Below are 19,240 nucleotides of genomic sequence, written 5' to 3'. Positions count from 1 at the left end.
TGTTTGTCTTGATAACGCAAGGAGTTGACCCATGCCCCGCCTTGTTCCGTCACCCCTGATCGCCGCCGTCGGGATCGGCGCGGTCGCGTTTGCGACCACCCTTCCTGCCCAGGACCGCCAGGACGATCCGGATATCGAGGAGTTGCAGGAGCGCGTCACCGATGAGCGGGTTCTGTTCGGCGTGCAGGTGGACGGGGAGGTTACCGATGACCTTCTGAAAAAGGGGCGTCTCGTCGCCATGGGCGGGGCCGAGGCGGGCGGTGCCGACATGGCCTGCATCTCGTGCCACGGCGCGCAAGGGCAGGGCGACGGATCGGGCGCGTTTCCGCGGATTGCCGGGCAAGCGGGCTGGTACCTGTACAAACAACTGATGGACTATGCTTCGGAGGCCCGGCCGAACGAGGTGATGACCGACGTGGCCCGAAACCTGACCGAGCACGAGATGGAAGCGGTCAGCGTCTATTACGCGGCGATCGATGCGCCGCTCATCGCGCCGCTGGGCGATGTCGATGCCGAAACCCTGCAATGGGGCGGGAAACTGGCCGCCGTGGGATCGTCCGAGCGCGGTATTCCGGCCTGTGCCAATTGCCATGGGCCGGCGGGGGCGGGGGTGCCGCCGACGGTGCCCTACCTGGCCGGGCAGCATTCCAGCTACACGGAGTACCAGTTGCAGCTTTGGGCCGATGGTGCGCGCGACAACGATGCGATGAACGTGATGTCTGCGGTCGCCGAGAAGATGACCGAAGACGACATGAAGGCGGTCTCGGCTTATTTCGCCCGCGTTCGCGGGGAAGACGCCGAAGCCGCCGAAGATGGCGAAGTGGCGGATTCGAATGAAGACGACTGAGCCATGGAAGGTGTCCGCGCATATGCCTTCCGGGGTGGTTTGAGCCTGATCTGTTTGCTGGCGATGGGCTGGGCCGCGCTGCCGCCCGGTGCCGATCCGGGCTGGCCGCTTCCAGACAGGATCGAGCGGGCGGTGACCGGTGCGGCGACCTGGTACAGCGACATGCCCCCCGGCAGCGGTCCCGACTGGGAAACCGCGGCCCGCGACGTTCCCGGCGGCGAGCCCGCCAAGGGCGCGCGCCTGATGCGCGACCATGGCTGCGGTGCCTGCCATCGGATACCCGGCATCCGGGGCGCCAGGGGCCGGGTCGGGCCCGCATTGGACCGGGTCGCGCAAGGGCGCGGCTACGTCGCCGGCGTGGTGGCGAACCGGCCGGGCGGGCTGGTGCGCTGGATCGTCGAGCCGACCACGCTTTCGCCGGGTACGGCGATGCCGGACCTCGGCGTGACCGAAGACGAGGCGCGGCACATGGCGGCTTACCTTTACGCTGTCGGAGGCCGGTGATGGACAGTGCGCTCGGCATCTTCGGCAGTCAGTCATGGTTGCGCCCGGCAGGTATCGGTGCGGCGTCGGCCCATGATCTGACCGTGGCCATGGCGATCGGCCTGGGTGTCGTGTTCGTGGTGGTGATGGCGCTGATCGCGCTGGCGTGGCGCGCCGATACCGCGCCGCGTGGCTGGTGGATCTGGTCGGGCGGGGTGATCGTGCCGCTGGGGGCGATCCTGCTCATTCTTCTCGGATCGACGATGGCACTGCTGGCGATGACCCGCGCCCACGATGACGCCCTGGTGATCGACGTGACCGGGCACCAGTTCTGGTGGGACATCGTCTATGACCCCGAGGGGGCTGCGGTCCGTGACGCCAACGAGCTTGTCTTGCCGAAGGATCGTCCGGTCACCCTGCGACTCCATGCCGAGGACGTGATCCACTCGTTCTGGGTGCCGTCGATCTCGGGGAAGATGGACATGGTTCCCGGCCGCACCAACATCCTGACGCTGACCGCAACCAGGACCGGCCTGTTTCGTGGCCAATGCGCGGAGTTTTGCGGGGTCGGCCATCCGCGCATGGCGTTCGAGGTGCGGGTGCTCGACCCCGGGGCGTTCGACGACTGGCTGGAGCAGACCGGGGGCGAGGCCCGCAAGGCCGCGCGCCCTGACCTGCAGGACGGGCGCGAGGTGTTCGAGACCGCCGGCTGTGCGGCCTGCCACGAGATCCGCGGCGTCGCGGAAGGCGCGCGCATGGGCCCCGACCTGACCCGGATCGGGGCGCGCCGCAGCCTCGGGGCGGGGATGTGGCGCATGAGCCAGGGCGCGCTCGCGGGCTGGATCGCCGATGCCCGCGCGATGAAACCGGGCGCGCAAATGCCCGGCTATACCCAGTTGTCGGGCCCCGACCTGCGCGCGGTATCGGCCTACCTGGCGAGCCTGAAATGACACAGACTGCCAACCGCACGCCTGCCGCCTATGATCGCGCGCCGTCCGGCGCGCACGACGCGACGTTCGAGCAGTTCTGGCAGCCGCCTCCGGGCCTGCGGGTGCTGTCGTCGGTCTCGCACCGGGTGGTGGGCAAGCGATTCTTGATCACGGGCTTCGTCTTTTTCCTGATCGCGGGGGTTCTTGCATTGCTGGTGCGCACGCAGTTGATCGTGCCGGAGAACACCTTCCTCGACAGCGAAACCTACAACCAGATCTTCACGATGCACGGGACCATAATGATGTTCCTGTTTGCCATCCCCATGCTGGAGGGCTTTGGCATTTATCTGATCCCGATGATGGTGGGCGCGCGCGACCTGGTCTTTCCCCGCATCGGATCGTTCGGGTATTTCTGCTACCTGTTCGGCGGGATCATCGTGCTGTCGTCTTTCCTGTTCGATGCCGCGCCGGACTCGGGGTGGTTCATGTATGTGCCGTTGACCACCAGCGCCCATACCCCCGGCATGTCGGCCGATTTCTGGCTGATCGGGATCACCCTCGCCGAGGTCGCCAGCGTGACCGCCGCGGTCGAGATCATTGCCGCGATCCTGTGCAGTCGCGCCCCGGGCATGAGCCTGTCGCAGATGCCGATCCTGATGTGGTACCTGCTGGTCACCGCCTTCATGATCGCGCTGGCGTTTCCGCCGTTGATCTTCGGCACCGTCATCCTGGAGGCCGAGCGGCTGCTGGGCCTGCCGTTCTTCGATCCGGAATTCGGCGGCGACCCGGTGCTGTGGCAGCACCTGTTCTGGCTGTTCGGCCACCCCGAGGTCTACATCATCTTTTTGCCGGCCGCGGGCATGGTTGCCACCATGCTGCCGGTCTTTGTCGGCAAACCGCTGTTCGGCTACGGGTTCGCGGTGGCGGCGGTTGTCTCGATGGGGTTCCTGTCGTTCGGGCTCTGGGCGCACCACATGTTCGCCACCGGGCTGCCCAACATGTCGCTGACGCTGTTCTCGGCGGCCTCGACGATGGTGGCGATCCCGACCGGCGTGCAGATCTTCTGCTTCGTCGCCACGCTGACCCAAGGTCGGCCAAGGCTGACGGTGCCGATGCACTTCATCCTCGGGTTCCTGTTTATCTTCGTGCTGGGGGGACTGACCGGCGTCATGCTCGCCTCGGTGCCGTTCAACCTGCAGGCACATGACAGCTACTTCGTCGTCGCCCATCTTCATTACGTTCTGATCGGTGGCTTCGTCTTTCCGATGTTTGGCGCACTGTATTACTGGGTGCCGCATTTCACCGGGCGGATGATGTCGGAAACCCTTGGCAAATGGGTCTTCTGGCTGATGTTCCTCGGGTTCAACCTTGCCTTCTTCATGATGCACCTGACCGGCATGCGCGGGATGCCCCGCAGGGTTGCCACCTACCCGGAAGGGATCGGCTGGGACCGGCTCAACATGCTGTCTTCAATCGGGGCCTATATCCTGGCGGCCGGGATCGCGCTTTTCATCGTCGACTTCTTCCGTCACCGATGGGTCGGTCGCCCGGCGGGCCGCAATCCCTGGGGGGCGGCAACGCTCGAATGGCTCTATCCGCCACGGTCGCCGGGCTACAACTTCCGCGCCATCCCGATCATACACTCGCGCGAGCCGCTTTGGGATCAGCCCGAACTGTCGCGCGGCGATCCGGCCGGGATCGACGGGGCCTTGCGGGCATATCCCGATCACCGCCGCGAAACGATCGGGTGCGATCCGGTAAGCGGCGCGCCGATACAGATCCTGCGCCTGCCGCATCCAACCTGGTTTCCGTTGGTCTTTGCCCTCGGCCTCACCATGATCTTTGCGCTGACCTTGGCGGGGCTGTATCCGTGGACCATGGCGGGGGCCGTCATCGCCCTGATCGGTCTGACCGGGTGGATATGGGAGCCTTCCGACAGCGGCGTGATCCGCCAGACCGGGGTGGCGGGCCTGGCACTTCCGGTCAATGCCGTGGACCGGCGCAGCCACCTCTATGTCGGCACCGCCGGGGCGCTCCTGATCTCCTTTGCCCTCTATGCGTCGATCCTGTTTGCCGGGTTGTACCTGTGGAACACCCGGCCGCTCGCGGTTGCGCAGACCGCCTTGCCCGAGGCCATGCCGGCGATCGCCGCCCTTGCCGGGGCCTGCGCGACGCCGATCCTGGCCTGGTTCGCCCGGCGTCTTGCCGGTGTGTCCCGTCTCGTCGGCGCGGCGCTGCTCGATCTGGGCTGTGCTCTGGCCGCGATCGGCGCCGCGTTTGCGGTGGGACTGGCCCTGGCTCCTGTCGATCCATGGGCGACCGCGTTTGGCGCGGTGGGATGGGCGCTTGGGGTGTTCGTCGTCCTGAATCTGGCGGTCGTCGTCTACTGGGCGCTCTTCAACGCCCTGCGCAAGCTCGCGGGCGCGGTGCGGCCGGGACAGACCCTGCCCGATCTGCTGCTGGCGAGCTTCGTCAACGGCACCGCCCTGATGGTGGCTGGCGCAGCCGTCCTGTTTTTGGTCCTGGGGAGGATGGCATGACCCGGTTGGTGATCTGGACCGTTTGCCCGATCCTGCTCTGGGCTGTGCATTTTGGTGTCGTCTTTGCGCTGATTTCCGCCACTTGCGGGCCACGCGCCCTGATGACGCCGGAGATCCTGCGCGCCACCGTCAGCCTTGTGACGGTGTTTCCGGCGCTTGGGGTGTTGGCGTTGCTGGTCGCCGCCGCACGGCGGCGGGGCCGGATCGTCGCCGACACCGCGCTGGCCCCCGAGGCAAGCCTCGCCGCCACCGCGTATTGGACGGCCACCATATCGCTTCTGGCGATCTTGCTGAATGCGGTTCCGGTCGCGGTTCTGAGCAGCTGTTCAGGCTGACACGAAAGGAGGTTCAGATGGAACCCTATGTGCCCTTTTGCGGCGTCCCGCCCACGCCGGAAGACCTCTGGGGGCGCTGGCTGTTTGATCCGTGGCTGCTGGCGGGTCTTGCGCTCGGTCTGGCGGGCGGCCAGATGCTGGCGCAGAACCCGCGACGGTTTTCGGTGGGCTGGGGCCTAGTTGCGCTCCTGTTTGTTTCGCCACTTTGCGCGGCGTCGATGGCGCTGTTCTCGGCGCGGGTGGCGCAGCATGTCCTGTTGACGCTGCTGGCCGCCCCGATCATCGCATCCGCCCTGCCGAAGCTGCGCCTCCCGGCGCTGCCGATGGCCGGCTTGTTCGCGGTGCTGTTCTGGACATGGCACGCGCCCGGCCCCTACGATGCCACCCTGCAAGGCGATCTGGTCTATTGGACCATGCATCTGAGCCTGTTCGGGTCGGCGGTGCTGTTGTTTGCCGCGATGAGAGCCGCGCCCGAGCGCGCGCTGGCGGCCGCGGCCCTGACCAGCGCACAGATGACCGGCTATGCCGTGATGCTGACATTCGCGGCGGGCCCATGGCACACCTTCCACCTCGTCACGACCCATGCCTACGGCATCGGACCGCTGGCCGATCAGCAACTGGCAGGCGGATTGATGTGGATCGCCGGCGGTCTGTTGTTCCTGGCCGCCGTCGGGGTGCTGGCGTTTCGCTTTGTGCAATCCGAAGCGCAAGACCGTCGCCCGATGCGGCCGCGGTGACGCACCCGGCGCGGCGGACCCGTCGCGGACGGGCAGGGGCGGCAATTCGGGGCTCGCGCGCCACCCGTTGTGCCCCTTTTAGCCTCGTTAGATGGAACATTCCGCCGGTTTGGCGGTTGCATAAGCACAGGAGACCAATGCACAGGACAAAGGGAGTGGCACGATGTTTGGATGGATACGCAGTCGGCAACCCCGCCTCGTGCGCACGATGATCGGCCATTTCCTGGACGGCGCGGCGATGGGCTGCATGTTTGGCCTGGTGCTGTATCACACGAACACCGCCGGGCTCGGGGGATTGCTGGAAAGCCCGCTGAATGCCGGCGCCGCAGCGTTGTTCCTCGCGCAGGGAGCGCTGATATTCGGCACGCTTGGCGTCGCCGTCGGGGCGATGAGCCTTGGCCGCGAGAACGACTGACCCGGCAAAGGCGCGGATTGCGGCGCGCGCCAATCCCGTTTCGCAAACCCCGGCCAGCCTTTCGCGATGCGCCGAAGGCACCGATGAAGAGACCCCGGGCCGCTCATGATCGCGCGCAAGGCGACGCTGAACGGACGCGCGCGGCCGTCGCGTTGAAACCGCCTCCCGGATCGAAACGCCATGAGCCGGAGAGAGTTGCGGCTTTGCTGCAGCGCGGCGGTTTGCCTACCCTGGACATTTCCATTAAGTGGAGACCGATGAGGCTGCCCGAGGGAGGCGGCTGGAGACGGGCGACCCGGTTGGCACCCGCCCCTGGTCCGCCCGGGCGGCGCAACGGGTCATCGTGACGACGCAGAAACCGGCATATCGGGGCCTGGCCCGGATGCGCAAAAGCCGCCGCCAAGGGACAGAAGACAAACAGAAACATGGAACTCGACCAACACGCCAGATTGTCCGTCGCTCCGATGATGGACTGGACAGATCGTCACTGCCGGTATTTTCACCGGCAGATGAGCAACCATGCGCTGCTCTATACCGAGATGGTGACGGCGGCGGCGCTGGTGCGCGGCGGTGCCGTTCATCTTCTCGATTTCGATGCGGCCGAGCACCCGGTGGCGGTGCAGCTTGGCGGATCGGACCCGGGCGAGCTTGCGCGGGCGACGGCGCTGTGTGTCGCGCAGGGCTATGACGAGGTTAACCTCAACGTCGGGTGTCCGTCCGACCGGGTTCAATCAGGCACATTCGGCGCGGTGCTGATGAAGAGCCCGGAGCTGGTGGCCGACTGCCTGCGCGCGATGAAGGACGCCTCCGATGGTATTGAGATCACGGTGAAATGCCGGATCGGGGTGGACGATCAGGAACCGGCCGAGGTGTTGCCCGCCTTCCTTGAGACAATCCGTGACGCCGGGGTGCGGCGGGTGACGATCCACGCCCGCAAGGCCTGGCTCAAGGGTTTGAGCCCGAAGGAAAACCGCGAGGTGCCGCCGCTCGACTATCCGCTGGTGCAGGCGATGAAACGCGCCTTTCCCGACATGCACATCTCGATCAACGGCGGCATCGCCACGCTCGACGCGGCTGCGGCGCAGCTTGCGGCGGGGATCGACGGGGTGATGATCGGGCGGGCGGCCTATCACCATCCGGCGGAGGTTCTGATCGGCGCCGACGCGCGCATCTTTGGAGATGGGCACGCCGCGACCACGCCGGAGGCGGTGGTGCGCGCGATGTTGCCCTATATCGAGGCGCATCTTTCCGGCGGCGGACGGCTGCACGAGATCACCCGGCACATGCTGGGGCTTTTCGCGGGCCGTCCCGGTGCGCGGGCCTGGCGGCGGCTGCTGTCGGAAGGGGCCACCCGGCCCGGGGCGGGGCCGGACCTGGTGGAGCAGGCGCTCGCGCCGTGCCTTGCTGCGCAAACGGGCGCGCAAGCGCCGATGGCGCGGCCGGTCTGCGGGTAACGCCGGGCAGGGCGCGCGGCGGGCACGGCGCGCGGCCGCGCCATCCCCGGAATCCCGCCCAGTCCCCCGAGGCGCTTTCCCTTCCCGCGGGCGCGGTGTATGGCACGTCGAGGTTCCAACAGCGAGCGCGCGACCATGGTTTTTCCCGACACCATCCTGATCCTGGAGATGCTTGTTCTCCTAGTCGTGATCGGCGCGCTGGCCGGGGTGCTCGCCGGGCTGCTCGGAGTCGGTGGCGGGATCGTCCTGGTGCCGGGCTTCTACTATGCTTTTGCGGCGCTGGGGTACGAGTCCGGTGCGCTGATGCAGGTGTGTCTCGCCACATCGCTGGCGACGATCATCGTGACCTCGGCGCGCTCGGTGATGGCGCATCACAAGCGCGGCGCGGTGGAATGGCCGATCCTGAGATCTTGGGGCGCGGGGATCGTGATCGGCGCGGTGCTCGGTGTTCTGGTGGCGGCGAGCCTGCAGTCGTCGACCTTGCAGGGCATTTTCGGCGGCCTCGCCTTCGCGATCGGGCTTTACATGCTGTTCGGTCGGTTCGAATGGCGGATCGCGCAGGTGATGCCGGGGGTGGCGTTGCGCAGCGTGCTTTCGCCGGTCGTGGGGTTTCTTTCGGTCCTGATGGGAATCGGCGGCGGCTCGTTCGGGGTGCCGATCATGACCCTGCACGGCGTGCCGATTCACCGCGCGGTGGCAACCGCAGCGGGCTTCGGGCTGATCATCGCGCTGCCCTCGGTGATCGCCTTCCTGTTCGTCACCGTGCCCGATGCGCCGCCCTACACGCTGGGTGCGGTGAACCTGCCCGCCTTTCTCGTGGTGATCGCGATGACGATCCTCACCGCCCCGCTCGGGGTGAAACTCGCCCATGCCCTCGACCCGAAACCGCTTAAGCGCGTGTTCGGCGTGTTCCTGACGCTGGTGGCGCTCAACATGCTGCGCCGGTCGCTCGGCATGGGCTGACCGCGACACAAGACCGTGTTGTCCCGTCGTTAGCTGCTGGCAGCTTGGTTGGATTCAAACACGAGGCCGCAGTTCTTCTCGTTTGAGACCACTTCGAGCGCTTCGAGTTCGCCGCGCAGCCGGGCGAGTTCGGTCGCGTTCGAACCATCACCTTTCACGAAGAACGCGGCGGGCCAGAACAAAATGACGGCTGCTGCGGTGGCTGCCGCGTCGCGGCTCGCGTTTTGATCTTGAGTCCCTGCGATTTGCCCTGTTCGGGCCGCAACGCGGCGCGCCTCGACCTCGATCTGTTTACAACTGTAGCTTTGATAGGTCAGCGGCGATACATAACTGGCTTGAACCTCGTTTGCGCGTTGGGCGCAGGACATAAGCAGAGTAGAGGCCAGAACGGCCGTGGTAATGGCGGTTTTCATGCGTTTCCCTCGTTTTTGTCCGGCCCCCACCCCTGGGTGCCGACTCCCCTCATGGGGATGTTGCACGCGGTGTTGACCTCGGTCAACGGTCGGCGCAGCCACTGCGCGGCGTGACCGCGACCACCGGGCGCATTCCCATTCACCCGCGCCTGGGTCATCCGGGGCGGACAGGACAGGAGACCACCCATGGCCGCACAGCCCCCCGCCTTCCAGGCGCAGAAGAAAATACCACGCTGGCGCAAGACCCCGCCGGCGATCTTTCCGCCAATCCTCGGGCTGTTCGGCCTCGCGCTGGCCTGGGGCCGGGCGCCGGATGCCTTCGGGATCAGCGGCGCGGTGGGCGAGCTGCTGATGGGGGCGGTGACCTTGCTGTTTGTCTTCGCGCTCGGCAATTATCTCGCCAAGATCGCGGCGCGCCCCGGTGTGGTAGCGGAAGACCTCAAGGTTTTGCCCGGTCGGGCCGGGCTGGCGGCGATGACGATGGCGCTGATCCTGCTGGCGGTGGCGGTTCTGCCATGGTCGCAGGCGCTGGCCCGTGCGGTTCTGGTGCTCGGGATTGCCGGGCATGTCGCGGTGATGCTGCTCGTCACGCGCGCGCTGCTGACCGGCCCGGCGGAGGCGCGCACGGTGACGCCGGTGTTTCACCTCACCTTCGTGGGCCTGATCGTCAGCCCGCTGGCGGCGCTGCCGCTGGGCTGGACCGGGTATTCCACCGTCGTATTCTGGGCCTCGCTGGCGGCGGCGGTGCTGATCTGGATCGCCTCCGCGGTACAGTTCGCCCGCCGCGACGTGCCCGCGCCGCTGCGCCCGCTGCTGGCGATCCATTCCGCACCGGCGAGCCTGCTGGCGATGGTGGCGCTCCTGCTGGGGCATGGCGCGCTCGGCTTCGGGCTGGCGATCTGGGCGCTGGTGCTGATGGCTTTGCTGGTGGCGCGGGGGCGCTGGTTGATCGCGGCCGGGGTTTCGCCGCTCTGGGGCGCGATGACCTTTCCGCTCGCCGCTTTCGCCTCGTTGATGATGATGCTGGGCGCGGCGGGCTATGGTGGTGGTTTCCGCCTGCTCGGTGCGGTTGCCCTTGTGGTGGCGACGGCATTCATCCCTTACGTGGTGGGGAAAGTGGGGCAGATGTGGCTCAAGGGCACCCTCGGGCCGAAAACCAACGCGGCGGTGGCCTGACCGGTTTCACGGCGCTCATGCGCCGCGACCCAAGCGAGGGGCGCTGCCTGGACGATCGCGCTCTGCGCGATCGGTAACCCGGCAGGCGCTTCCCCGCAGCGGGAAGCGCCGAGAGGGTCCCGGACCCCCCGAGGTATTTTTCGACCCAAGAAGAGGGGGGGGTCAGGTTGCCTGCGTGAGGCCGGCTTGCACTTTCTTGGGGAGAGAGGTGCGGATCGTCTCGTAGCTCACCCGCAGCCGATGGTTGAGTTCGTCCTCGCCCGCGGTGAAGGGCACCATGACCCAGGATTTGTGAAAATAGGGCGCCTTCTTCGCCACGCCCGCCGCGCGCAGCATCTCGGCGGTTTCGACATCGGGGCATTTGACCGAGACACCTTCGGCTCTTTCGCCGATGGCCGCGAAGATCTTGCCGCCGAGCTTCCAGACATCGGTGCCGGGGCCGAAGGGTTCGGACCATTCGGCAGCGGGCAGGCCGGCGCAAAGCTCGATGACGAAGGCGCGTGACATGGCGGTGATCCTAGCAGGCTTGCGGGGCGGTGCACAGGCTGATATCCAGAGACCATGAAGACCAACGGCAGCATCATCTGCATCTGCATTACCGGCTGACATCCGTCAGGCGGGCCGTTCTTCTGTTTCCTCTTTTGGTCGAAGTTGCTAAGCCCGCCGCGGGACGCGCGCGCGAGGACGACCATGGTTGAGATCAAGCTCTACAACACCGCCACCCGCTCGAAACAGGTTTTCGAGCCGATCGACCCGGACAACGTGCGGATGTATGTCTGCGGGCCCACGGTCTATGACCGGGCGCATCTCGGCAATGCCCGGCCGGTGGTGGTGTTCGACGTGCTTTTCCGGCTCCTGCGCCACGTCTACGGGCCGGATCACGTCACCTACGTGCGCAACTTCACCGATGTGGACGACAAGATCATCGCCCGGGCGAAGCGCGATGCAAAGCCCATCGACGAGATCACGGCGGAAACGACACAGTGGTATCTCGACGACATGAAAGCATTGGGGAATCTGGAGCCCACCCAGATGCCGCGCGCGACCCAGCATATCGGCGACATGATCGCGATGATCGAAGACCTGATCGCGCGCGGCCATGCCTACGAGGCCGAGGGCCACGTGCTGTTCGCCGTCGACAGCTACGCCGATTACGGCAAGCTCTCGGGCCGCTCGGTGGACGACATGATCGCGGGGGCACGGGTGGAGGTGGCGCCCTACAAGAAGAACCCGATGGACTTCGTGCTGTGGAAGCCCGCGGGCGCGGATGAGCCGGGCTGGGACTCGCCCTGGGGCCGAGGCCGGCCGGGCTGGCACATCGAGTGCTCGGCGATGAGCCACGAGATCCTGGGCGAGACCTTCGACATTCACGGTGGCGGCAACGATCTGCAGTTTCCCCACCACGAGAACGAGATTGCGCAGTCGAAATGCGCCCATCCCGGCTCGGACTTCGCCCGCTACTGGCTGCACAACGAGATGCTGCAGGTGGAGGGCAAGAAGATGTCGAAGTCCTTGGGCAACTTCTTCACGGTGCGGGATTTGCTGGAGCAGGGGGTGCCGGGGGAGGTGATCCGCTTCGTGTTTCTCGGCACGCATTACCGCAAGCCGATGGACTGGACGGAGAAGAAGCGGCAGGAGGCAGAGGCGACGTTGCGGAAGATCGCTAGGTTTCTGGGACGAGACCCTTCTCAGAAACCGTGGGTGGGCCGAAACACTCGCCCGCCCGAAGAATTTGTCCAAGCGGTTGCAAATGACCTAAATACACCGTTGGCCCTTACGCTTGTAAGCAAATACCTGAAAACCGAGCAAGAATCCCATCTTGTCGCTTCAATGCGGCTGTTGGGTTTTGACGATGTGCGTTTGGTGGAGAAGTTTCAGAGCTTTCATCTTTCCGCGCACGACAACGAATTTGTCTCCAGTGTCGGCCTTAGAACATTTGGAGAGGGGGTGGATTATGATGGCGATGCCCTGAAGGCAATGGCCAATCGCCTAAAAGAATTACGTAGGACGGCGATGGAAACCAAGGACTTCTCCGCCGTCGATGCCCTGAAAACCGCTCTCACCGAGGCGGGCGTTGAAGTGCGTATGTCGAAAGACGGCGTCGAGCTGGTGCCGGGCGCGGGGTTCGACCCCGCCAAACTGGAGGGGCTGTGATGCGGGCATTGAACAACAGAGGTTTGCGCCCGGACCGAGGGGGGGCGCTTGCGCCCGCCCTGGGGGCGGGGCGGGCGCAAACCGGATCGCAAGCGATCCGGTGGGGTTACGATACCAATGACAGTCTCAGGAAGGGCCGGTCCCATGACTGACCGCCTCACCCTCTACGACACCACGCTGCGCGACGGCCAGCAGACCCAAGGCGTGCAGTTCTCCGTGGCCGAAAAAGTCGCCATCGCGGAGGCGCTCGACGATCTCGGGGTGGATTACATCGAGGGCGGCTGGCCCGGGGCCAACCCGACCGACAGCGATTTCTTCGAGCAGCGGCCGCAAACAAAAGCCACCTTCACCGCCTTCGGCATGACCAAGCGGGCCGGGCGGTCGGCGGCGAACGACGACGTGCTGGCGCAGGTGATGAACGCGAACACCCCCGCCGTCTGCCTCGTCGGCAAGACCCATGATTTCCACGTCAGCACCGCGCTCGGGATCACGCTGGAGGAAAACCTCGAGAACATCCGCGCCTCGGTGGCGCATATGGTCGCCTCGGGGCGCGAGGCGCTGTTCGATGCCGAGCATTTCTTCGACGGCTACAAGGCCAATGCGCCTTACGCGCTGGAATGCGCGCTGGCGGCCTACCACGCGGGCGCGCGCTGGGTGGTGCTCTGCGACACCAACGGCGGCACGCTGCCGGGCGAGATCCACGACATCACCCGCGCGGTGATCGAGGCGGGCATCCCGGGCGACAACATCGGCATCCATTGCCATGACGACACCGGCAACGCGGTGGCGGGCAGCCTTGCCGCGATCGACGCAGGCGCGCGGCAGGTGCAGGGCACGCTGAACGGGCTTGGTGAGCGTTGTGGCAATGCCAACCTCGTCAGCCTGATCCCGACGCTGCTTCTGAAAGAGCCCTACCGCTCTGCCTACGAGACCGGGATCACCGAAGCGGCGCTGACCAGTCTCACCCGGCTTTCGCGCCAGCTTGACGATATCCTCAACCGTGTGCCCTTACGCTCGGCGCCTTACGTCGGGGCTTCGGCCTTCACCCACAAGGCGGGGCTGCATGCCTCCGCGATCCTCAAGGACCCAACCACCTACGAACACATCCCGCCGGGCCTCGTCGGCAATGCCCGGCTCGTGCCGATGTCGAACCAGGCCGGGCAGTCGAACTTGCGTCGCCGGCTGGCCGAAGCCGGGATCGAGATCGACAAGGGCGATGCACGGCTCGGAGAGATCCTCGACGAGATCAAGCGGCGCGAGGACGAGGGCTATGCCTATGACGGGGCGCAGGCCAGTTTCGAGGTGCTGGCGCGGCGCATGCTCGGGCAGATGCCGCGCTTCTTCGAGGTCAAGCGCTACAAGGTCACCGTCGAGCGGCGCAAGAACCGCTATGACCGGATGGTGAGCCTTTCCGAAGCCGTCGTGGTGGTGAAGATCGGCGACGAGAAAAAGCTCTCGGTGTCGGAAAGCATGGACGAGACCGGCGCGGATCGCGGCCCGGTCAACGCGCTGGCCAAGGCGCTCGGCAAGGATCTCGGCCCCTACCAGGCCTGTATCGACGATCTCAAGCTGGTCGACTTCAAGGTGCGGATCACCCAAGGTGGCACCGAAGCCGTCACCCGGGTGATCATCGACAGCGAAGACGGGCAGGGGCGGCGCTGGTCGACGGTGGGGGTGAGTCCCAACATCGTGGACGCCAGTTTCGAGGCCCTGCTCGACGCGATCAACTGGAAGCTTCTGCGCGACGGTGTTGCGCCGGTGCGCGACATGGGAGTGGCGGCGCAATGAATGATCCGTTCTTCACGCTCCATGCCGATATGCCGCGCGAGGGGCCGGGCGACCGTGAAAGCCTCGACTGGGCGATGGGCGTGGCCAACCTGCCGCGCGATGCGGAGATTCTCGATGCGGGCTGCGGGCCGGGGGCCGATATCGAGGGGCTGCTGGCGCATGCGCCTCATGGGCACGTAACGGCGGTGGACCTGCACCCTGACTTCATCGGCCAAGTGCGAGCGCGCTGGGGCGATGATCCGCGCGTGACCGCCGAGGTGGCCGACATGCGCGCGCCCGAAGGTCCGTTCGATCTGGTCTGGTCGGCGGGGGCGCTCTATTTCCTCGGCATCACCGAGGGGCTTGGGCATTTCCGCTCCCGGCTTGCGCCGGGCGGCGCGGTGGCCTTCTCCGAACTGGTCTGGCTGGGCGAGGATCGCCCGGCGGCGGCGGTGGCGCTGCTGGCACAGGAATATCCGCCGATGGGCGATCTCGCGACGCTGCAGGCGCGGATCGAGGCGTCGGGGTATGCGCTGTGCGGCGTGCGGGTGCTCTCCGACGCCGCCTGGGAAGCTTACTACGCGCCGCTCGAAGCGCGCATTGCCCGGCTCCGGCCGGGGGGCGACGCGGCGCTGGCGCGGGTGCTCGACGAGGCCGAGACGGAAGCCGCGCTGTGGCGCGCGCATCGCGCCGCCTTTGGCTACGCGCTCGCGGTGGTGCGGCCGAAATGAGCCTCGCGGCCTGCGCAGAGATCGTGTCGCGCGGCGATCCCGATCGCTTTCTCGCCGCGATGGCGGCACCGCCAGAGGCGCGCGAAAGGTTGTTTCCGCTCTACGCCTTCAACCTCGAAGTTGCCCGAGCGCCCTGGGTGTCGCCCGAACCGATGATCGGCCAGATGCGGCTCCAGTTCTGGCGCGACGTGCTGGCCGAGATCGGGGCCGGGGACGCGCCCCGGGCGCACGAGGTGGTGCGCCCGCTGGCCGAAGTTCTGCGCGAGACCGGGCTGCCGGTGGCACCGCTTGATGACATTGTGCGCGCGCGCTGGACCGATCTGGAACGCGCGCCCTTTGCCGACGCCGCCGCCCTCGATGCCTATCTCGACGCGACGTCGGGACAACTGATGTGGGCCAGCGTGACCGCCCTTGGCGGCGGTGTTGCGCTCGAAGCGCCGGCGCGCGCGGTGGGCCGGGCCTCGGGGCTCGCGAACTGGCTGATGGCGGTGCCCGAACTGGAGGCGCGCGGCTGGCCCGCGCGACCGGAGGGGCTTGCCGGGTTGATCACGCGCGCGCGGGCAGAGCTTGCGGCCGCCCGCGCAACGCGCTTCGGCCCGGGCCTGCCGGCGATCCGCGCCGCGTGGCGCGCCGCGGCAGTGCTGGCCCGCGCGGCGCGCCGGCCTGCGGCGATTGCGTCGGGTGAGCTCGAAGGCGCCGAGATCACGCGGCGCGGCAGTTTGCTGGTCAAGTCTCTCACCGGTCGGTGGTAAGGCACGGCCCGGCCCGATCAGGACAAGCCCGGCCTCAACCGTCGTCGCGCAGGCGCGCGAGCCAGACCGAGTGGCCTTTGCAGGCCGGATCTTCCGGGACGAAGGCAATTTCCTCGAAACCCTGTTCGGCGAGCAGCGCGCGGTAGTCTTCCGGCGCGAGCGAGGCGTGATAGACCGGCGCGCCCCCGGCCCGGCCCACCGCCTCGCCCGGACCCGGCCCGGTTGTGAACAGGAGCACGCTGCGCGGATGGGCATGGGCGCGGAAGGTCTTGAACATGTCGCGCTGATCGTCGGCGGAAAGATGAAACAGGCTGTTCCAGGCAAGGATCACGTCGAAGGTCTCGCCGAGATCCAGCCCGCGCATGTCGGTATGGATCGCGCGGGCGCGAGGCAGGTTGCGCGCAAAGATCGCCAGCATCGCCGCCGCGCCGTCAACCCCGGTGACGGTGCCGCGCCGATCCTGCAGGTAGGCCGCGATCGGCAATCCGGTGCCGCAGCCCAGATCGAGCACCCGGCGGCCGCCGACATGGGCGAGCGCGCGGTCGAGCCAGCGCCGTTCGTACAGGGTGCGATCGCGCGACCGCGCGAAGGCTTCCGCCACGCGGTCGTAGGTTGCCAGGATATCCTCGGGCGTGGCCTGGGCGGTGGCGGGGCGAGCAGATGCATCTTTCATGGCCCCGACATGGCGTTGTGCGGCGGGTGCGTCCAGTCACCTCCTCGTGCGCGCGCGGAACTGGCACAAAGCCGCCCGCTGTTGGCCACTTACCGCCGAGATCTGGCAAAGGTGTTTTGACCCGTCGCGCCCGCTCGTGTAGACAGCACGCTGTTTCGTTTACGGGGGTCTGGCGTGATCCGATTCATCCTTGGCATCTTTGGCGCGATCTTTTCATGGCTGACGCTCGCGGCCTTGATGGGTGCGCTCACGCTTGGCGCGATCTTCTGGATGTACAGCCGTGACCTGCCGAGCCACGAACAGCTTGCCAATTACCAGCCGCCGACGATCAGCCGGGTCTATTCCGGCCAGGGCCGCCTGATGGACGAGTTTGCCACCGAGCGGCGGTTGTTCACGCCGAGCGAGCAGATCCCCGAACTCGTCAAGCACGCCTTCATCTCGGCGGAAGACAAGAACTTCTACGTCCATCGCGGCTACGACATGCGCGGCATGGCGGCAGCGGCCGTCGAGGCCTTTCAGGGCGGGCGCCTGCGTGGGGCTTCGACGATCACCCAACAGGTGATGAAGAACTTCCTGTTGTCGTCCGACCGGTCTGCCGAGCGCAAGATCAAGGAGTTGATCCTCGCCACGCGGCTCGAAGGGACGCTCGACAAGGAACAGATCCTCGGCCTCTATCTCAACGAGATCTTTCTCGGCCAGAACTCCTACGGCGTGACCGCGGCGGCGCAGACCTATTACAACAAGACCCTCGACGAACTTTCGCCGGAGGAAGCCGCCTATCTCGCCGCGCTCGCCCAGCGCCCGGGCACTCTGCACCCGGTGCGCGACAAAGAGGACGCGGTGGCGCGGCGCGACTACGTGCTGCGCCAGATGCAGGAAAACGGCTATCTCGAAACCGCCGAATATGACCGCGCGTTGCAACAACCGCTGCGCACGGTTCAGGGCGGCGATATTCCTTCGTTCCGCTCCAGCCTGCCCGATCGCGACTATTTCACCGATGAAATCCGGCGCCAGCTCAGCCGCGATTTCGGCGAGGACGAGTTTTTCGGCGGCGGTCTTTCGATCCGCGCCACGGTGGACCCGGAACTCCAGGTCGTCGCCGCCCATGCGCTGCAGAAATCGCTTGAGGAGTTCGACCGCGCGCGGGGAAGCTGGCGCGGGACCGATGAGCGGATCGACCCGGCGCGGATTGACGACGGCACCTGGGAAGAGGCGCTCGGAGAGGTGTCGGTGGCGCGCGATGTCACGCTCGACGGCAAGTGGTTCGTCGCCGCGGTCGACGAGATCGGAGATCAGCGCCTCACGTTGAAGATCGAGGGCCAGCCCGAGCCTGATCCCTGGGAGGTGCCGCGCGACGACATCTCCTGGATGAGCGGCTCCTTTGCCGACAATTTCGAGCGCGGCGACGTGGTGCATGTGCGCCGGATGACCTCCGGCGACGACGGCGACGGCGATTTCATCCGCTGGAGCTTGCGGCAGGTGCCGGAGGTGCAGGGCGGTTTCATGGCGATGGACGTCAACACCGGCCGGGTGATCGCGATGCAGGGCGGGTTTTCCTACCAGCATTCGGTGTTCAACCGCGCCACCCAGGCCACCCGCCAGCCGGGCTCCAGCTTCAAGCCGTTCGTTTATGCCGCGGCACTGGATTCCGGGTTCTCGCCGGCCTCGATCATCATCGACGCGCCGATCGAGGTGGAGGTTGGCGGTTCGGTCTGGCGGCCGAAGAACGCCTCCAACAAGTTCTACGGCCCGACCCCGCTGCGCACCGGGGTCGAGCAGTCGCGCAACCTGATGACGGTTCGTCTGGCCCAGGAAGTCGGGATGGAGACGGTGGCCTCCTATGCAGAACGTTTCGGCGTCTATGACCGGATGAACCCCTATCTCGCGAATGCTCTCGGCTCGGAGGAAACCACGCTCTGGCGGATGGTCGCGGCCTACGCGATGTTTGCCAATGGCGGTGAACGGGTCGAGCCCACGCTGGTTGACCGGGTGCAGGATCGCTGGGGGCGCACGGTCTACCGCCACGACACCCGCCATTGCGACGAATGCGACGTGCCCGACCTGCCCGAGGGCGAGAGCCCGCAGATCACCGCGAACCGCGAGCGGGTGATGGATGCGATCACCGCCTTCCAGCTCACCTCGATGATGCAGGGCGTGGTGCAGCGCGGCACCGCGGCGGGGGCCGTGCGCCTGCCGGTGCCGACCGCGGGCAAGACCGGCACCACCAACGATTCCCGCGATGTCTGGTTCGTCGGCTTCACCTCCAACGTGGTGGCGGGCTGCTACATCGGTTACGACCGTCCCCGCACGCTGTCGGGGGCCTCGGGCGGCGGCACCTGCGCGCCGGTGTTCCAGCGGTTCATGGCCGAGGCGGTCGAAAAATACGGTGGCGGCCGGTTCAAGCTGCCGCCCGGCGGCCACTTCATCAAGATCGACCGCTTCTCGGGGGCCCGCCTGCCGAACGATGCCAGCGGCGACCACGTGGTGGCGGAGTATTTCCGCGACGGCGAGGAGCCGCTGTTCGGGGTGATGTTCGATGGCGGCTTCGCGATGGGGTCGAACCTGCCGCTGTTCCTGCCCGGCGAAGTCGACAGCGGCGTCGAGGTGACGACCTCGACTGGCAACGTGGTTGTCGTCCCCGAGCGTGCCGAGAGCGGGTCGGTGGCCGCGGGCGGGCTCTACTAAGGCTCTGCCAAAGCGCCAGTTTCAACCTGTGCGTGTTTCGGCAATCGCCGCGATTGCGCATTTTGCCATTGTCATGGACCTTGGCCTGCCCCTATGTAGGGGGAGGCGATGCCGGGCGATGGCCCGTCCCGCCCACAAGTTTCGCTGGATCGTGAGCCCTTGGCGCGTTTTGCCCGGGCGCGTGAC

Annotated in this window: 18 protein-coding genes; 15 read left to right on the top strand and 3 right to left on the bottom strand. The window is 66.7% G+C overall.

Annotation, left to right across the window (positions count from 1 at the left end):
* The first annotated feature begins 31 nt into the window (after window positions 1-31).
* From B9Y97_RS16885 to B9Y97_RS16845, 9 genes are all read left to right on the top strand, one after another.
* Complete coding sequence (locus B9Y97_RS16885; RefSeq protein ID WP_085527843.1) at window positions 32-847, top strand: c-type cytochrome; 816 nt, start codon at window positions 32-34, stop codon at window positions 845-847.
* A 3-nt stretch (window positions 848-850) separates the two neighbouring features.
* Window positions 851-1,351: a c-type cytochrome gene (locus tag B9Y97_RS16880; RefSeq protein WP_085527842.1), complete on the top strand. Its 501-nt coding sequence runs from the start codon at window positions 851-853 to the stop codon at window positions 1,349-1,351.
* Window positions 1,351-2,280, top strand: a complete 930-nt coding sequence (coxB, locus tag B9Y97_RS16875) for a cytochrome c oxidase subunit II (protein ID WP_085527841.1) — start codon at window positions 1,351-1,353, stop codon at window positions 2,278-2,280. Before B9Y97_RS16880 ends, coxB begins: the two co-directional genes overlap by 1 nt.
* Window positions 2,277-4,799, top strand: coding sequence for a cytochrome c oxidase subunit I (gene ctaD / locus B9Y97_RS16870; protein WP_085527840.1), 2,523 nt, complete (start codon window positions 2,277-2,279; stop codon window positions 4,797-4,799). The genes coxB and ctaD overlap by 4 nt, the downstream gene beginning before the upstream one ends.
* Window positions 4,796-5,134, top strand: a complete 339-nt coding sequence (locus B9Y97_RS16865) for a hypothetical protein (RefSeq protein WP_085527839.1) — start codon at window positions 4,796-4,798, stop codon at window positions 5,132-5,134. The genes ctaD and B9Y97_RS16865 overlap by 4 nt, the downstream gene beginning before the upstream one ends.
* A 17-nt stretch (window positions 5,135-5,151) precedes the next feature.
* A complete protein-coding gene (locus tag B9Y97_RS16860) occupies window positions 5,152-5,871 on the top strand; it encodes a cytochrome c oxidase assembly protein (RefSeq protein ID WP_085527838.1) in 720 nt (239 codons plus the stop codon).
* A gap of 208 nt (window positions 5,872-6,079) precedes the next feature.
* Window positions 6,080-6,286 carry a hypothetical protein gene (locus B9Y97_RS16855; RefSeq protein WP_176224404.1) on the top strand — a complete coding sequence of 69 codons (207 nt, stop codon included), beginning with the start codon at window positions 6,080-6,082 and terminating at the stop codon, window positions 6,284-6,286.
* A gap of 425 nt (window positions 6,287-6,711) precedes the next feature.
* Window positions 6,712-7,740: a tRNA dihydrouridine(20/20a) synthase DusA gene (gene dusA / locus B9Y97_RS16850; RefSeq protein WP_085527836.1), complete on the top strand. Its 1,029-nt coding sequence runs from the start codon at window positions 6,712-6,714 to the stop codon at window positions 7,738-7,740.
* Between the two features lie 135 nt (window positions 7,741-7,875).
* The gene (locus tag B9Y97_RS16845; protein ID WP_139828356.1) at window positions 7,876-8,703 is read left to right on the top strand and encodes a sulfite exporter TauE/SafE family protein; all 828 of its coding nucleotides are present in this window, start codon (window positions 7,876-7,878) and stop codon (window positions 8,701-8,703) included.
* Window positions 8,704-8,732: 29 nt separating this feature from the next.
* Here the strand turns inward: B9Y97_RS16845 and B9Y97_RS16840 are convergent, their stop codons facing one another.
* Window positions 8,733-9,116 (bottom strand): hypothetical protein, encoded by a 384-nt coding sequence (locus B9Y97_RS16840; RefSeq protein ID WP_085527834.1) that lies wholly within the window; start codon window positions 9,114-9,116, stop codon window positions 8,733-8,735.
* 186 nt (window positions 9,117-9,302) lie between these two features.
* Here B9Y97_RS16840 and B9Y97_RS16835 point away from each other — a divergent pair, with 186 nt between their 5' ends.
* Entirely contained in the window at window positions 9,303-10,292 is a 990-nt protein-coding gene (locus tag B9Y97_RS16835) for a TDT family transporter (protein ID WP_085527833.1), read from the top strand.
* Between the two features lie 162 nt (window positions 10,293-10,454).
* Here the strand turns inward: B9Y97_RS16835 and B9Y97_RS16830 are convergent, their stop codons facing one another.
* Entirely contained in the window at window positions 10,455-10,799 is a 345-nt protein-coding gene (locus B9Y97_RS16830) for an MmcQ/YjbR family DNA-binding protein (protein WP_085527832.1), read from the bottom strand.
* A 183-nt stretch (window positions 10,800-10,982) separates the two neighbouring features.
* Between B9Y97_RS16830 and cysS the strand changes: the two genes are divergently transcribed.
* From cysS to B9Y97_RS16810, 4 genes are all read left to right on the top strand, one after another.
* Window positions 10,983-12,446: a cysteine--tRNA ligase gene (cysS, locus tag B9Y97_RS16825; RefSeq protein WP_085527831.1), complete on the top strand. Its 1,464-nt coding sequence runs from the start codon at window positions 10,983-10,985 to the stop codon at window positions 12,444-12,446.
* A gap of 144 nt (window positions 12,447-12,590) precedes the next feature.
* On the top strand, window positions 12,591-14,234 hold the full coding sequence (gene cimA, locus B9Y97_RS16820) for a citramalate synthase (RefSeq protein ID WP_085527830.1): 1,644 nt from the start codon (window positions 12,591-12,593) through the stop codon (window positions 14,232-14,234).
* A complete protein-coding gene (locus B9Y97_RS16815; RefSeq protein ID WP_085527829.1) occupies window positions 14,231-14,944 on the top strand; it encodes a class I SAM-dependent methyltransferase in 714 nt (237 codons plus the stop codon). The genes cimA and B9Y97_RS16815 overlap by 4 nt, the downstream gene beginning before the upstream one ends.
* Window positions 14,941-15,696, top strand: coding sequence for a squalene/phytoene synthase family protein (locus tag B9Y97_RS16810; protein WP_085527828.1), 756 nt, complete (start codon window positions 14,941-14,943; stop codon window positions 15,694-15,696). The genes B9Y97_RS16815 and B9Y97_RS16810 overlap by 4 nt, the downstream gene beginning before the upstream one ends.
* A gap of 34 nt (window positions 15,697-15,730) precedes the next feature.
* On the opposite strand, the gene B9Y97_RS16805 is transcribed toward B9Y97_RS16810, so the two are convergent.
* Window positions 15,731-16,369, bottom strand: a complete 639-nt coding sequence (locus B9Y97_RS16805) for a class I SAM-dependent DNA methyltransferase (RefSeq protein ID WP_085527827.1) — start codon at window positions 16,367-16,369, stop codon at window positions 15,731-15,733.
* Window positions 16,370-16,543: 174 nt separating this feature from the next.
* Between B9Y97_RS16805 and B9Y97_RS16800 the strand changes: the two genes are divergently transcribed.
* Complete coding sequence (locus B9Y97_RS16800) at window positions 16,544-19,054, top strand: penicillin-binding protein 1A (RefSeq protein WP_085527826.1); 2,511 nt, start codon at window positions 16,544-16,546, stop codon at window positions 19,052-19,054.
* The last annotated feature ends 186 nt before the right edge of the window (window positions 19,055-19,240 follow it).

This window comes from Maritimibacter sp. HL-12, assembly GCF_900177545.1.
Lineage (GTDB): Bacteria > Pseudomonadota > Alphaproteobacteria > Rhodobacterales > Rhodobacteraceae > Sinisalibacter.
This window is presented reverse-complemented; position numbering and strand designations above follow the sequence as displayed.